This is a genomic window from uncultured Roseibium sp., assembly GCF_947499295.1.
GTDB lineage: Bacteria > Pseudomonadota > Alphaproteobacteria > Rhizobiales > Stappiaceae > Roseibium.
Genome location: NZ_CANMNP010000010.1, coordinates 103,682 through 119,356 on the forward strand (window position 1 = coordinate 103,682; position 15,675 = coordinate 119,356).

Annotated in this window: 12 protein-coding genes; 5 read left to right on the forward strand and 7 right to left on the reverse strand. The window is 55.2% G+C overall.

Features of this window, described 5'->3' with window-relative positions; genetic code table 11:
• Nucleotides 1-37 precede the first annotated feature (37 nt).
• From Q0835_RS16535 to Q0835_RS16555, 5 genes are all read right to left on the reverse strand, one after another.
• Entirely contained in the window at nucleotides 38-2,458 is a 2,421-nt protein-coding gene (locus Q0835_RS16535; RefSeq protein ID WP_298822548.1) for an aerobic carbon-monoxide dehydrogenase large subunit, read from the reverse strand.
• The gene (locus Q0835_RS16540) at nucleotides 2,455-2,955 is read right to left on the reverse strand and encodes a (2Fe-2S)-binding protein (RefSeq protein ID WP_298822594.1); all 501 of its coding nucleotides are present in this window, start codon (nucleotides 2,953-2,955) and stop codon (nucleotides 2,455-2,457) included. Before Q0835_RS16540 ends, Q0835_RS16535 begins: the two co-directional genes overlap by 4 nt.
• A gap of 30 nt (nucleotides 2,956-2,985) precedes the next feature.
• Nucleotides 2,986-3,852 (reverse strand): xanthine dehydrogenase family protein subunit M, encoded by an 867-nt coding sequence (locus Q0835_RS16545; protein ID WP_298963065.1) that lies wholly within the window; start codon nucleotides 3,850-3,852, stop codon nucleotides 2,986-2,988.
• Between the two features lie 422 nt (nucleotides 3,853-4,274).
• Entirely contained in the window at nucleotides 4,275-5,528 is a 1,254-nt protein-coding gene (locus Q0835_RS16550) for an MHYT domain-containing protein (protein ID WP_298963067.1), read from the reverse strand.
• 133 nt (nucleotides 5,529-5,661) lie between these two features.
• Complete coding sequence (locus Q0835_RS16555; RefSeq protein ID WP_298963069.1) at nucleotides 5,662-6,588, reverse strand: LysR family transcriptional regulator; 927 nt, start codon at nucleotides 6,586-6,588, stop codon at nucleotides 5,662-5,664.
• Nucleotides 6,589-6,667: 79 nt separating this feature from the next.
• Between Q0835_RS16555 and tcuA the strand changes: the two genes are divergently transcribed.
• Both tcuA and tcuB read left to right on the forward strand, forming a co-directional pair.
• Nucleotides 6,668-8,053, forward strand: coding sequence for an FAD-dependent tricarballylate dehydrogenase TcuA (gene tcuA / locus Q0835_RS16560; RefSeq protein ID WP_298963072.1), 1,386 nt, complete (start codon nucleotides 6,668-6,670; stop codon nucleotides 8,051-8,053).
• A complete protein-coding gene (tcuB, locus tag Q0835_RS16565; protein ID WP_298822556.1) occupies nucleotides 8,043-9,110 on the forward strand; it encodes a tricarballylate utilization 4Fe-4S protein TcuB in 1,068 nt (355 codons plus the stop codon). The genes tcuA and tcuB overlap by 11 nt, the downstream gene beginning before the upstream one ends.
• A gap of 9 nt (nucleotides 9,111-9,119) precedes the next feature.
• Here tcuB and Q0835_RS16570 read toward each other — a convergent pair whose 3' ends face one another.
• Nucleotides 9,120-10,499, reverse strand: coding sequence for a sensor histidine kinase (locus Q0835_RS16570; protein ID WP_298822557.1), 1,380 nt, complete (start codon nucleotides 10,497-10,499; stop codon nucleotides 9,120-9,122).
• Nucleotides 10,496-11,167: a response regulator transcription factor gene (locus tag Q0835_RS16575; RefSeq protein ID WP_298963074.1), complete on the reverse strand. Its 672-nt coding sequence runs from the start codon at nucleotides 11,165-11,167 to the stop codon at nucleotides 10,496-10,498. Before Q0835_RS16575 ends, Q0835_RS16570 begins: the two co-directional genes overlap by 4 nt.
• Before the next feature lie 128 nt (nucleotides 11,168-11,295).
• Between Q0835_RS16575 and Q0835_RS16580 the strand changes: the two genes are divergently transcribed.
• The 3 genes from Q0835_RS16580 to Q0835_RS16590 all read left to right on the forward strand — a co-directional run bounded on the left by Q0835_RS16580 (nucleotide 11,296) and on the right by Q0835_RS16590 (nucleotide 15,663).
• Nucleotides 11,296-12,402 (forward strand): tricarboxylate transporter, encoded by a 1,107-nt coding sequence (locus Q0835_RS16580; protein ID WP_298822559.1) that lies wholly within the window; start codon nucleotides 11,296-11,298, stop codon nucleotides 12,400-12,402.
• 76 nt (nucleotides 12,403-12,478) lie between these two features.
• The gene (locus Q0835_RS16585; RefSeq protein ID WP_298963076.1) at nucleotides 12,479-14,506 is read left to right on the forward strand and encodes a tripartite tricarboxylate transporter permease; all 2,028 of its coding nucleotides are present in this window, start codon (nucleotides 12,479-12,481) and stop codon (nucleotides 14,504-14,506) included.
• Between the two features lie 65 nt (nucleotides 14,507-14,571).
• Complete coding sequence (locus tag Q0835_RS16590) at nucleotides 14,572-15,663, forward strand: 4-oxalomesaconate tautomerase (protein WP_298963078.1); 1,092 nt, start codon at nucleotides 14,572-14,574, stop codon at nucleotides 15,661-15,663.
• The last annotated feature ends 12 nt before the right edge of the window (nucleotides 15,664-15,675 follow it).

A 15,675-nucleotide genomic window follows, 5' to 3' on the forward strand; every position in this document is an offset into this window, starting at 1 on the left:
CCGCATTCTTGCGATGCGGCCCAAGACGTCAGCAACCTCAGCCGTGAGCGCCGAGTTCTTTGGCAGCCTGCCAGATCCGCCACGCATCGTGCGGCATCTGGATATGGGTGCTCCCAAGAAACTGAAAGGCGTCGTTCACGGCGTTCGAGAAAGCCGGCACACCGCCGACATTGGGGCTTTCACCCACGCCCTTTGCGCCGATCGGATGATGCGGGCTGGGCGTTACCGTATGGTCGGTTTCCCAATGAGGTGTTTCAACAGCCGTTGGAATGAAGAAGTCCATGAAAGACGCCCCCATAACATTGCCGGTTTCGTCGTAGCGGATCTCCTGACCCATTGCGATCGCGAATGCCTCTGTCAGTCCGCCATGCACCTGGCCCTCGATAATCATCGGATTGATGCGCGTGCCGCAATCATCGAGTGCGTAGAAACGCCGGGTCTTGGCCACGCCTGTATCAACGTCGATATCCATGACGCAGAAGTAAGCGCCAAACGGATAGGTCATGTTGGGCGGATCATAGTAGCTGACCGCTTCGAGACCCGGCTCAATTCCCTGAGGGGGTGCATGATAAGCAGCCCAGGCGATTTCCTTCATGGACTTACGGGCTTGCGGATTGCCTTTTACCTGAAAACCGTCGACATCCCATTCCAGATCATACTCGGACACTTCCAACATGTGCGCCGCGATCATTTGAGCCTTGTTGCGGATCTTGCGCGCTGCAAGAGCAATTGCCGCACCCGCAACAGGTGTCGACCGGGAGCCGTATGTTCCAAGGCCATAAGGTGCCGTGTCGGTGTCACCTTCTTCGACCATGATGTCATCAGCCGGAATGCCGATTTCCGTCGCGATGATCTGGGCCCAAGTTGTCTCATGACCTTGACCCTGCGACTTGGTCCCCATTCGCGAAATCACCGACCCCGTCGGGTGGACACGAATTTCTGCGCTGTCGAACATGGCAACGCCCAGAATATCGCAATTCTTGGATGGTCCAGCGCCGACTATCTCCGTGAAGAAAGATACGCCAATCCCCATGATTTCCCGGGTCTCGCCGCGCTTGAACGCTTCTTGCTTAGCCTTCTGTTCCGCGCGCAATTCTCGATAGCCGATCGTATCCATCGCCTTGTGCATGGCGGTATGATAATCGCCGCTGTCGTATTCCCAGCCGAGCGCCGACTGATAGGGGAACTGTTCCGGTTTGACGAAATTCTTGATCCGAAGGTCAGCAGGATCCATACCGAGCTTCTGGGCCAGAATATCCATGCCCCGTTCAATACAATAGGCTGCTTCCGTCACACGGAACGAGCACCGATAGGCAACGCCACCCGGTGCCTTGTTGGTATAGACCCCATCAACTTCAAGATGAGCTGTTGGAAAGTCATAGGACCCTGTGACGATGTTGAAGAAACCTGCCGGCCATTTGGACGGATCGGCACACGCATCGAAACCGCCGTGATCGGCAAGAACATGAACTTTCAGACCGGTCACCGTACCGTCGTTCTTTGCCGCGATTTCCGTTGTCATATGATAATCGCGGGCAAACGAGGTCGTGGAGAGGTTCTCCATTCGATCCTCGACCCATTTGACCGGAACGCCCGTTACGATTGAGGCAACGATCGAGCAGATGTAGCCAGGATAGGCGCCAACCTTGTTACCAAACCCCCCACCAATGTCCGGTGCAATCACGTGGATCTTGTGCTCAGGTATGGTGGACAGCAGCGACGCGACCGTTCGAATGACGTGCGGTGCCTGGAACGTCCCCCAGACCGTCAATTCGCCCTTCACCTTGTCCATGGAGGCGACACACTGACAGGTCTCAAGCGGAGAGGGGTGCGTACGGTGATAGGAAATCATTTCCTTGACCGTGACATCCGCTTCCGTAAACGCTTTTGACGTTTCGTCCTTATCGCCGACTTCCCACGTAAAGATATGGTTGTGATGTTTGCGCGGTCCGTGCGCACCTTCCATCTTGCCGTCCAGGTCCGGTCTGAGGACCGGCGCGTCTTCATCCAAGGACTTGAATGGATCGGTCAGTACGGGAAGTTCCTCGTATTCGACTTCAACCAACTGTATTGCGTCGTCCGCAATGTAACGGTTTTCAGCCACGACAAAGGCAACTTCCTGGTTCTGATAAAGCACCTTGCCGTCTGCCAGCACCATCTGAACGTCACCGGCAAGCGTCGGCATCCAGGCCAGGTTGACACCCTTAAGGTCTTCAGCCGTTAGAACAGCAATGACGCCGGGCAATTTCAGAGCCTCGGACGCGTCGATCTTGGTGACCTTCGCGTGGGCATAGGGAGAACGAACGAAATCGCCAAACACCATGCCGGGGAGTTTCAGATCGTCCACATACTGGCCTTTGCCTTGTGTGAACCGGATGTCTTCTACGCGTTTGCGTTTGCAGCCCATGCCTTCAAGTGCTGCTTCACGCTGTTCCCGTGTCGGGGTCATGTCGTTCATTCTGCAGCCTCCTGAATGTCAGTGCCGTTCAGCTTTGCTGCGGCGTACTGGATGGCCTTGACGATGTTCTGATATCCGGTGCAACGGCATAGGTTGCCGGAAATTCCCATACGGATTTCGTCTTCCGTCGGGTTGGGATTTTCCTTCAAAAGCGTGTGGGCGCGCATAATCATTCCAGGGGTGCAAAAACCGCACTGAAGACCATGCATCTGGCGGAACCCTTCCTGGAGCGCAGAAAGCGTTCCATCCGGGTTGGCCATGCCTTCGATCGTGGTTAGCTCTGCACCATTTGCCTGGACGGCGAAAACAGTACAGGTCTTCACCGACATGCCGTTCATCTCCACAGTGCAGGCACCGCAATGGGATGTTTCACAGCCGATATGCGGCCCCGTCAGATTTAGATCTTCGCGCAAAAAATGGATAAGAAGCGTGCGTGGCTCCACAAAGCGTTGCACTTTCTTGCCGTTCACGGTCAAGCTGACCGGGACCTGTTCAATATCACTCATTTGTCTCTCCCAAAATCCTGATCAGCCCTGAGCCCGCTCGGCCGCACGTGCGAGCGCGCGCTCCAGCATGACACCAGCCATCTTGGTTCGATATTCGGCAGGTCCACGGCCATCTGAGGCCGGTTCCGTGATGGCTTCCGCGGCTGCGACCGCACGCTTGATTGTGTCGCTGTCAAGCGATGAACCCGTCAGTATTTCGCCAGCTTCCTTCGCAAAAAGGGGCGTGTCGGCGACGTTGGTGAGCGCAACCGAACAAGTGCTTACTGCCCCGCCAGACATTGTAAGTACGACTGCAGCGGCAGCGGTCGCATAGTCTCCGACTTTCCGCTTGAGTTTCTCGTAGGCATAACCATGTCCGGACGGTGGTACCGGGATCCTGATGGATGTCAGGATCTCTTCGGGTGCAAGAGCGGTGAAATAGGCGGCTTCATAAAAATCCCGAGCCGGAACGCGCCTGTCCCCGTCCGGACCCGTCAATACGTAATCGGCGTTGAGGCACTGCATGAGTGCCGGCATGTCGTTACCCGGATCTCCATTGGCGACATTGCCGCCAAGCGTACCAAGATACCTGATTTGCGGATCGGCGATCAGTTCCGACGTCTCGCGGACAATCGGCAGTTTCGCAGCGAGCAACTCTGAGGCGATCAAGTCGCTCTGGGTGGTCATTGCCCCGACGGTGATCGTGTCGCCGTCTTCAGCCACACCCTTCAGATCAGCGATCCCGCCAAGATCGACTAAATGTTCAGGAGCAGCCATCCGGAGCTTCATCATCGGAATGAGGCTATGCCCACCTGACAGCGGCCTTGCTTCATCTCCATGACTAACCAGGATTGCAACTGCTTCGGCCACCGATGATGGCCGGTGATAGGTGAATTCACCAGGTATCACGTCCGTTTCCTCCCTCAACCGGTTCTGAAAGAGAACCGAAGCCGAACACCTCAACGCGTTAACAAACGCCTGGGCCGGCCAGACCGTGCACCGCCTCCAGGAGTGGTGGCAGATTGTCACATGCTTGAAGGTTGGGAAAAGGTGCACCGCACACTCAAGGCACCATGCATTAACAGCACCAGCTTATGCACAAACGACGCAATCACTTGCACGAAATACGGCAATAACTCTTACGCATTTCATCGGACCGGCAATCCAATTTCCCAGGAAAGTGACATAAAATCTGAGCTTTAACGCAAGGAATACTATTCCTATAAACGATTGAGGAATTGACCATCCGTTCGTGCAGGCTTGCACGAACGGCGACAATTTCGAGCGAAATTGCACTGCACAAATGTAGGCAAAATCTGAGGATTGACGAGTTACTGAGCGACCGCAGTGTGTTCTGTTGCGGCTTCCGCCAATGCAGACAGGCGGGCTTTAACACGTCCCCAACGAGAACGGCTCACGGGCACAGTTTGTGCATCTTCTCCATCCAGAACAAGAACGCCGCCATCGCCAGCGCGTTTGTAACTCGCCACACGGCTGATGTTGACAATATGACTTCTGTGGACCCGGTTGAAGGTTTTGGGATCGAGCTGTTGTTCGGCTTCGCTGATGGACAGAGGACAGAAGAATTCGCGAGACCCGTCATAGAGCCGCGTGTAGTGCGCATCAGCATGAATGGCGTAGATTTCCTTTATGCCGATCTGGCTCTTCTGTCCGTCTTTCTCGATCGGGATCGTTCGTTTTGCCAATGCAGACTGGGCGCGCGCCGCAACTGTTGCAGATTGTAATCCGGCAGCGCTCTTTCGAACAAGTTGCGACTTTTGTGATGAAGGCTCTTCAGAAAAATGCGCATTCGCAAACTCGGTTTCGTCTGGCAGGGAGGTATCTTTAACTGACTCCACTTCCTCAATTGAGGATTCAGCACCCTGCGCCGGAACCAGGGCAAGCAAAAAAAGACCCGAAACGAGAAACGCCACACAGCACACGACAATCGCCAGAACACCAGGACTGAAAGAAGGCCCGACGGTTCCAGCCAACGTCTGCTTCATTTCATAAGTCAGACCTGTCATCGCGGTGTAGTGCATGGCGGAAATTGCAAGCGCGAGCACAGCGGCTGAGAAGACGATCGGAGGACGACGTCCAAGGCCGAATAGAAGCCACATCGCCAGACCTGCCGCGTTAAAGGCGACCAGAAAACTTGCAAGCACATAGGCCGGTTCGTGAGCCATATTGAGCGATTCATGAAGGGCATACATACCCAGGTAATGCATCGTACAAATGCCGCTTCCCATCACGAAAGCGGCAAGTCCAAGCCTAAGGGGAGTCAGCCGCGAATTGCTGGCTGCAAAGACCGCAATCCCAACCACAAGAACACAAACAAGAAACGAAAGCAGCGTTGGCAGCACGAGGAAGTCGACGGCTATCGGCAATCGCGCCGCAAGCATGCCGACAAAGTGCATGGACCAGATGGCCAGGGCGAGTGTGAGTGCCGCTCCGGCCAAAAGAAACCGCCGACGCGGATCGACAGCGTTCCTGACTTGAACCGCCAGGCTTAGTCCGACAAAGCTTCCCTGAAAGGCCATCACAAGGGATAGCGCCACGAGCCAGGGCTCGTGCGTCACCGGCATGTTGCTCTGAACCTCCCATAACATCCGGCGTTGAATCGCACCGGTCTCCTCATAGACGGGATGATATGCCAAAGGAGCGGGTGCGGCAAATAGTCAAGGCAACGAGGTCCAATGCCGAACTCACGCAAGGTCTTCAAATTGCGGACTCATTGGGATTCACTAACACTGCGCGCAGCAGGTTCATCAAAACTTCGGCGGGCTTGCTGATTGAAACACCAGCTCTTGTCAAAAGACCGATCGCGCGTCTGACGTCGAAATCCACTATCGATTTGAAAGTCAGGTCCTGACCCATATGAGACCGGATGGTCGATTGCGGCAACAACCCAACGCCAAGCCCACCAAGAACCAGCTCCATAGCCGTCGTTGACCGTCCCACCTCGAAGGTCCACTGAGCGGACAAGCGTCGACTGGCCAAAGCTTCATCGATCAACACCCGGTTTCCCGTGCCGCGTGCCGGAAGGATGAACCTTTCCGTTGCAATATCCCGCCACCGGATGACTTCCCGCTCCGCGAGGTGATGATTTTCGGGCAGGGCAAGCACAATGGCGTCGTCGAGTAGAGGGTCAAAATTCGTGTTTGGGTCCAGCGCGCCTATGGAACAGACCCCAAAGTCCGCATCACCTTGAGAGACAGCTTCCGAGACTTCGTTGGCCGCCGCGTCAAAGATGCGAAATCGCGGCGAAAAGCCTTGTTCCTCAAACGCTCGAATGGCAGGCAGTACAAAATTCGGGATCACAGTCGGGATGGCGGCAACCGTTATCAACGTGCTGCGCTGATGAGCAAAGGCAACGCTCTCATCGCGCATTGCACGGGTGGTATCCGCTGCTGTAACCAGCATATCCGCGGCTCTAGCCTGCAACCTCTTGGCAGCAAGTGTCGGCCGCACCGCCCGGGTCGTGCGTTCAAAAAGCACTGACCCAAGTGCCTTTTCCAACTTTTGAACCCGTCGGGTAACTGCTGATTGTGAAAGGTTCAATCGATCAGCCGCATGATGGAATGAGCCAGTTTCCAAAACCGCCAGAAAAACTTCAAGATCGCTGAAGTCGAATTTAATGCGCATTACGCAACAATTATTCAAAATTGATCATTGGTCAAATCAATAGGGTGCCTGATAGACGACACTCGAGAGGAAGCACCCCATGACATCTGACATCGACATCGTCGTAATAGGCGGCGGCAACGCAGCTCTCTGCGCAGCGATGACTGCGGCGGAACAAGGGGCAAGTGTCTTTGTCCTTGAGACTGCACCCAAGTCTTATCGTGGTGGCAACTCCAGGCACACACGAAATTTTCGCTGTATGCACAAAGGGCCCCACGGGCCTCTTGTCGACGACTATTGCGAAGAAGAGTATTTCAACGATCTTTTGAAGGTCACCGGAGGCAAGACGGATGAGGGATTGGCCCGTCTTACCATCCGAACCTCACAAGAGTGCCTGACCTGGATGCAGGATCATGGCGTGCACTTTCAGCCTTCACTCTCCGGCACCCTTTCGCTTGGCCGGACAAATGCGTTTTTCATGGGAGGAGGAAAATCCCTCGTAAACGCCTACTACCGCAGAGCTGAGAGTTTGGGCGTGAGAGTTTACTATGAGGCCCATGTTACTCATCTTGAACTGGTTGACGACAGGATCGCGTATGTGGACTTCACGCATGAGGGAACAAAAAAAAGGCTGGAGCCGAAAGCAGTCGTCGTCGCTTCCGGGGGGTTTCAGGCGGATACTGACTGGCTGACCCGCGCCTGGGGGCCGCCGGCGAAAAACTTCCTGATCCGCGGAACACCTTATAATCGAGGCGTCGTCCTCGCAGACCTTCTGGACCAGGGGGTCAGCTCCGTCGGCGATCCGACTCAGTGCCATGCCGTCGCCATCGATGGACGCGCTCCAAAATTCGATGGTGGCATCGTGACCCGATTGGACTGTGTGCCGTTCTCCATTGTGGTCAATAGAGATGCGGAGCGTTTTTATGACGAAGGAGAAGACGTCTGGCCCAAGCGTTATGCAATCTGGGGCCGGTTGATTGCTCAACAGCCTGATCAGGTCGGGTATGTCATCATCGATGCAAAATCGCTGGAGCTCTTCATGCCATCGGTTTTCCCGCCGATCAAAGCCGACAGTTTGGAAGAACTTGCAGAAAAAATGGATCTGCCACCGGGCAAACTTCTGCACACGGTTGCAAATTTCAACCAGGCTTGTGGAAACACCTCACGTTTCCACCCGACCGAACTTGATGGTGTCGCAACTTCCGGTCTGACCCCCGCCAAAACCAACTGGGCACGCCCGATAGATGAACCACCGTTCTATGGGTACAGCCTGAGAACCGGCGTGACTTTTACCTATCTCGGTTTGAAGGTGGATGAAAACGCCCAATGCAGCACCGGGCAGGGGCCTATTCACAATTTGTGGGCAGCTGGAGAAACAATGGCCGGCTCAATTTTGGGACAAGGCTATCTTGCTGGGTTTGGCATGACCATTGGAACCGTCTTTGGCCGGATCGCGGGCAGGGAGGCAGCAAATTATGCAAACTGAATTCTTGCAGGAAGCCCGGCGCCAGGCCGAGATTTGCAACGCCTGCCGCTATTGCGAAGGCTATTGCTCCGTCTTTCCTGCACTTCACAGCGAACGATTTTTCAGTGACGGCAACCTCACCCAATTGGCCAATCTGTGTCACAACTGCCGCGGTTGTTACTACGCTTGTCAGTATACGTCCCCGCACGAATTTGATCTGAACTTACCCAAGGCCCTGGCAGAGGTGCGTCAAGACAGCTGGGATCGCTTCGCGTGGCCCATGGCGTTCGCGAAACATTTCCAAAACAGCGGTTTGATGATTGCACTTGCGTCCGTTCTTTGCTTCGCCGTCCTCTTTCTGACTATACGCGCGCTTGGATCGGCTGACGGTGAAGGGTTCTATGCTGTCCTGTCCCATTCGGCCATGGTCTCGATCTTTCTTCCTGCCTTCCTGTTTCCCCTTTTCAGCCTCGCCATCAGCATGCGCCGATACTGGCGCGCAACGGACGGAGAACCTGTGCAATTCTCGCATATCGTCGAGGCTTTTGGTTCCGCCGGTAGAATGAAAAATCTGGCAGGCGGTCACGGCGATGGATGCAATTTTGAAGAGGAAGACCGGTTCAGCCAATCCCGCCGATTTGCCCACCAGGCAATCATGTACGGTTTTCTGCTCTGCTTCGCCTCAACTTCGGTCGCGACCATCCTGCACTACGTATTTGATGTACCCGCACCTTATCCGATCTGGTCATTACCGAAACTTCTTGGAATACCCGGCGGTATTTTCATGGTCGCGGGATCCCTTTGGCTGATGGGCTTGAAGTTGAAAGCGGATAGGAACCTGGGTGCACCTTCCGCATGGGGTGGAGAAATGGCTTTTGTCGCCCTTCTATTTCTGGTCGCGTTGAGCGGACTGCTGCTCTACGCTCTGGGTAGCACAGGTCTGATGCCGCTGCTCCTCGCAGTTCACTTGGGTTCAGTTCTGAGTTTCTTCCTACTCACGCCATATACAAAGATGGTCCACGGGTTCTATCGATTGGCTGCACTGATCAGGGATGCGCAGCGCAAGCCAGCCATGTAAGGGCTCAAACTATCTTTTGCCGGAAGGGCTGGCTGGCAGCGAAATTTGAGCCGTTAGTCCTGGCTGTCTCGCTGTCAGTTCCAATGATCCGCCATGCCGTTCAGCAACCCGCGACACAATTGGCAACCCAAGGCCGCTGCCGTCACTATTTGCAGACACCTGACCGAAGCGCTGCAACGCGGTCTGGATTTCTTCCGGGTTCAATCCTCTGCCATCGTCCTCGACAAAGATAGAAAGGAAACCTTCGTTCCTTTCGCAAGAAACCGATATCTTTGAGAGTTTTGGCCCGCCATGCTTCAACGCATTGTCGATCAGATTGGCAACTGCTTCCCGCACCATCGTCCTGTCTGCGGTGATTTCCAGGACTTCGTTGCCTGGTGAAGCTTCTAACTCAACGCCGCGATGCGGCATTGACTGAAATTCCGAGACAAGTTCGGCGATCAGGTCCCGCAATGAAAAGTGTTCCTTTTCCGAAGCCGGGCTGATCGACTTCGTACGCTCGTAGGTCAGGAGTTTTTGCGCAAGCTGGCTTGTTTCCTTGGCCGCCTTTACGAGATCGTCAGCCCGCTCCCGCATGGCAACTTCTGATCTTGCCGAGCGGACCGACTCGGCCAGCGCGAGCACGCCGGCCAGGGGATTTCGAAGTTGATGGGCCGCATTTGAAATGAATTCACCTTGCGTCGCCATGGCATCGGAAACCTGCCCAAGCAGCCGGTTAAGTGTCCAAACAATACCCTTAACTTCCACTGGAACCGCGCGTTGGATAGGTTTCAGCTCATCGCCGGATCTAAGGTCAATTGCTTGTTGCAAATCGTTCAAAGGCCGCAGCCCGATCCTGACGCCGAACCAAACGATAAGAGTAAGCGACAGAATAATCGACGAAATGACAATCAGGGACCTTAAAATCAGCGCACGAACAAAGGTGGAGCGGATCTTGACATCCTGCCAGACGGTCGTAGTGAAGATCCCGCTAAAGCCATCCACTTGCATATGAGTACGCATGCGATAACCGCGGACTTCACGCCCCAGATACACGCCGTTGAAATAAACGGCATTGAGATCTCCGTCTGCCGCGCTCGGAATGCCTGCTGGTGGTGTCGCATATCCGGCTACGATGACGCCGTCGGGTGCATAGACATGATAGTAAACGCGCCCACCGGACGTGTCGGCAAGGATCTTGCGCGTTTCGATCCCAAGCGCATCACCGCTGGAAAGAGCAACGTCATTGGATACGGCAAGAGCAGCCGATTGCAAGCTACGGTCGAAAACATCCCCGGCGGTAAGGCGTGCGTTGTTCAACTGCCAGAAACTCGCTGCACCGGCAACGAAGAGGAGGGGGATGAGAATGATAAGGGTTAGGCGGATGCGAAGAGAATAAGACCTCTTCATGATGTGGTCCTGTTCAGGGAATAGCCGATACCTCTGTGAACCTGGATATTGACACCGTGCGGGCTCAGCCTTTTGCGAAGTCTTGAAACATAAACCTCGATGACCTTTTCATCGGTTTCGCTTCCGGCTCCATAAAGCTGGTCGAGCAGGCTGGCTTTAGAGACGGTGCGGCCATTGGCGTTCAGGAGCGCGGCAAGTAACGCAAGCTCTCTTCTCGGAACTTCCAGAACCTCGTCCCGATCGAGAAGCTGCATCGAGCCTATATCGAACTTGAGCGTACCGATATTTGCCAGTTGCCGAGGCGCCGTGGCTTTGCGCCGGCCAAGTGCGCGAATGCGGGCAGCGAGCTCTTCCATCTCAAATGGCTTGACGAGATAGTCATCCGCGCCCGCGTCAAGCCCCAGGACCCTGTCCTGTGTTTCAGAACGTGCAGTCAACAGGATGACGGGACGGGGGTCTTCCCGCTCTCGAAGTTCAGCCAGGAGCTCAAGCCCGCTCTTGCCTGGCAAATTGATATCAAGAATGATCAAGTCTCCATCTTCCTGTTTCAGGAAGAACTCGGCATCCTCTCCGTCATGGAGAATGTCCACAGAGTGCCCCGCATCCCTTAATTGGTAGGCTATGCCTTTGGCGAGGCTCACATTATCTTCGACCAACGCGATCCGCATATTTTTTTCTTTTCGATGAAAGCTTGCTGCAAGCTTCGCAGGGAAATCTGGATGCATCAAGCCGCCTTTAGGGCGGTCTGAACGCGCAGCAGTTCAAACCAGATTGACTGCGCCATTGGGAGGAGAAAATGGTTCTTAAAAATCTAGCGCGCAAGCTCGCGCTGAGTGTCATGTGCGCAGCTGGTACTATGGTGCCAGCGCAAGCAATTGCCGAAGATCTTGATCTGTCAGGGAAAACTGTAGAATGGGTAATCCCGTTCTCCGAGACAGGAGGTTCGGCAAAATGGGCAAACTTCTACGCCCCCTTGTTGAGTGAAGCGCTGCCAGGCACCCCGACAGTCGTTGTCAAATTCATGCCGGGCGCCGGTTCCACCAAGGGTGCCAACTGGTTCCAGAACCAGAAATTCGGCGACAGTGAAGGCACTGTGATATTCGGATCCTCCGGTTCGACGCAATTTCCCTATCTGCTCGGTGACCCCCGGGTCCGCTACGAGTACAAGGATTGGAATGTTGTCCTTGCATCAGGAACGGGCGGTGTAGCCTATCTCCCCCCGGACCTAGCCGGTAAAATGAATGGCAACGATGCCGGTGCGCTTCGTGAAACGGACTTCATCTACGGCTCTCAGGGAGCAACGCGGCTTGATCTTGTGCCTTTACTGGCGTGGGAAATGCTCGGTTTGAACGTGGAGCCTGTCTTCGGCATCAAAGGCCGGGGCGACGGACGGCTTATGTTTGAACGCGGTGAAGCGAATATCGACTACCAGACGTCTTCTTCCTATCTGAAAGGCGTTACACCATTGGTTGAAGCCGGAACTGCCGTCCCGATGATGAGCTGGGGTGCATTGGACGCAGAAGGCAACATTGTCCGCGATCCAACTTTTCCGGATATGCCGACATTCAAGGAAGTCTGTGAAGCGACAGATGGTTGCGAAACGTCTGGTGCCAAGTGGGATGCCTGGAAAGCCTTCTTCATTGCCGGCTTCCCGGCTCAGAAAATGGTGTTTCTTCCAAACGGCGCTTCTCAGGACGCCATCGACACCTATTCAAAAGCCTTCGAAGCCGTCAAGGCACGTGGAGATTTCGCCGAAATATCGTCGGGTCGCCTCGGAAAATACCCGCAAATGACCGGTGCCGAAGCGGACGGGGCTCTGAAGAGCGCGACGGAAGTTCCAGATAGCGCCAAGGAATTTGTCGTTGGCTGGTTGCAGGAGCGCTACGGCGTCTCGCTGAAATAGGCCGAACGGACCCTCAGCCCGCCCGGACTTGACCGGGCGGGCACTCCAGAATTTCTTTCAAATCAGAGACGATCCAGTGGACATTCTCGGTACCGCTATGCCGGCGCTCGCCCAGGCCTCAGCGATGATCTTTCAGCCAGCAGTTCTCGGATACCTCGTCCTTGGCGTGGTAATGGGCTTATGCATCGGTGTCTTTCCCGGGCTGGGGGGCATTGCCGGCTTGTCGCTGCTGCTTCCCTTCATGTTCGGCATGGACCCAGTTCTTGGCCTTGCGCTGATGATTGGCATGGTCGCGGTTGTGCCGACATCCGATACGTTTGCCTCCGTGCTTATGGGCATCCCCGGATCTTCCGCGTCTCAGGCAACAGTGCTTGACGGTTTTCCACTTGCGAAAAAGGGCGAAGCAGCACGCGCCCTGTCTGCAGCCTTTGCATCGTCCCTGTTCGGCGGTCTGGTTGGCGCTGCGTTCCTCACGGTTTTCATTTTGGTTGCAAGGCCCATTGTGCTTGAATTTCGCACACCTGAGCTGTTGATGATCACATTGTTTGGTCTGTCGATGGTCGGCATTCTGGCCGGACAGGTGGCCATCAAAGGCATCGTCGCCGCCGGCCTAGGTTTGATGGTTGGCACGATCGGCGAGGGCGACAGCGCCGGTGCCCTGCGCATGGCCACGTATGACATGCCCTATCTCACTGATGGCCTGAAACTCGTCATCGTTGGCCTCGGTATTTTCGCCATCCCGGAAATTGTTGCTCTTCTTCGCCAGGACCGCGCGATTTCCGAGCGCTCAATGCTCGGCGGCGGCTGGCTGCACGGCGTGCGTGACTGGTTTGCCAATATCTGGCTCAGCGTGCGCTGCTCTCTCATAGGCGTCACGGTCGGCGTCATCCCGGGGCTCGGCGGTTCGGTGGTTGATTGGATCGCCTATGGCCACACCGTCCAGACGTCGAAAGACAAATCAAAATTCGGCAACGGTGATGTGAGGGGGGTCATCGGACCGGAAAGCTCCAACAACGCCAAGGAAGGCGGCGGTCTGGTGCCGACATTGCTCTTCGGAATACCCGGATCGGGATCAATGGCGGTTTTCATCGGTGCTGTTGCATTGCTCGGCTCAGGTCAGATCGAGGTAGGCCCCTCGATGCTGAAGAACAATCTTGACGTCACCTACGCGATTGTCTGGCTTCTGGCTCTGGCAAATGTAGTCGGCACGGTCATCTGCATTTTGGGATCCGGTGGCATAGCACGATTGACCACCATTCCCTTCGCTTTGCTTGCCCCATTCCTGTTCATGATCATTTCGTTCGCCGCGTTCCAGTCAGGTCAGAACCTGATGGATCTGGTCGCGCTTTTCGCCATAGGTCTTCTCGGCATCCTGATGCGGCGTTTCGACTGGTCACGGCCGGCGTTCCTGATTGGCTTTGTGCTCTCCAACCCTGCGGAAACCTATGCCAACCAGGCAGTGCAAATTGCCAGTTCGAGATTCCGCAAAGGGTTCGCAGAAGGCATGGAATATATTTTCTCGCCCATCGTGATCATTCTCATTCTGGTGACGATCGTGTCCGTCGTGGTCGGATTGCGCCAATCGAAGAACATCCGCGCCGAAGGTGATGTTTCGACAGGCACGAAGCGCGCACCCCTGATCTTCCTGATGGCCATCCTTGGTTATCTCGCATTTGCCTTCACCAATGCATCGCTGATCCCGGATTACGCGTCAGCAGACAGGGTATTCCCGCAATTCATCGGACTGGTCTCAATCCTTGGATGCATCATTTTGCTGTTTCAAATGCGCGGTGCGAGCGAAAGACACGCGCTCTTCTGCGACAGTGAAGCAGGAAATTCGGAAGACAACCGACACGGGCTTTGGAGCACACTGGCATGGTTCGCCGGCCTGCTGATCCTGACTTCGCTCATTGGTTTTATTCTCGCACTTGCCGTTTTCCTGGTTGCCTTCATCCACTATCGCGCAAAACGCAGCTTTGCTTACGCCGCCACCTACGGCGCCTGCGGCATTGCATTCATGTGCTGCATGGCCTGGCTTTTAAACCGCGATTTCCCGCCGGGCCTATTGCAGTCCTTCGCAAAACTTCCATGGCCACTGACGTGAAGACGACCAGTCGACACTCCGGTGCAACCGGCCAATGCAGTTGATCTGATCAGGGAGACGGCCGAATGATCCAGACATCTACCCCTTTCATTTTCATGCGCGGCGGTTCTTCGCGCGGGCCTTACCTCAAGCGAAGCGATCTGCCACAGGATCTGGATGTCCTGTCGAAAGTGCTGACCTCAATTGTTGGGTCCGGACACCCATTCAACATCGATGGGATTGGAGGAGGCACGGCCGTCACGACCAAGGTTGCCATGCTGTCAAAATCCGACGACGAGTGGGCAGATGTCGACTATTTTTTCGCACAGGTTGGTGTTGAAGAAGAGCTGGTCGATTTCAGACCCTCCTGCGGAAATATTCTGGTGGGTGTCGGCCCTGCAGCAATCGAAATGGGCCTGGTGGATCCGAGTGGCGACGTGACAGAAGTAAAGATCAGAGCCGTCAATACAGGAATGCTTGTTTCCGAAATCGTGCAAACCCCCGGTGGCGTCGTTCAGTACGACGGCGATGCTGCAATCGACGGTGTTCCGGGTACCGCAGCTCCGATCCAGCTTCAATTCATGAAGGTTGAAGGAAGCCTGACCGGAGCCTTGTTTCCGACAGGGCATGCACAGGAAATCATCAATGAGGTCCCGGTAACTTGCATGGATGTTGCCATGCCTATGGTCATCGGTCTCGCACGTGACTTCGGCCTGACAGGCGAAGAAAGCGCGGAAGATATCGACAAGAACACGGGCCTTTTTGAGAAGATGGAAGCCGTCCGGCTGATTGCCGGGGAGCGCATGGGTCTTGGAGATGTCCGAAAATCCGTGACGCCGAAATTCGGATTGCTGTCGGAACCAAAGCACGGCGGAACGGCATCAGTACGCTACTTCATGCCCTGGAACTGCCACCCCACTTTGGCTGTCACCGGATCCCAATGCCTGGCTTCCTGTCTGTTAGCTCCCGGCACGGTCGGCGAAAGGCTCCTCACTGAACGGCCGGCCACACCAGCAACATTGCAGCTTGAGCATCCGATGGGCAAAATGGAAGTGCTCATAGACTACGAAATTCAGCAGGGGCGATTCAACGTCAAGTCGGCGGGATTGCTCAGAACCGCGCGCAAACTGGCGACAGGTGAGGTGTTTGTGCCGGCAACTGTCTGGTCTCGAAACTGACGAAATTGCCAA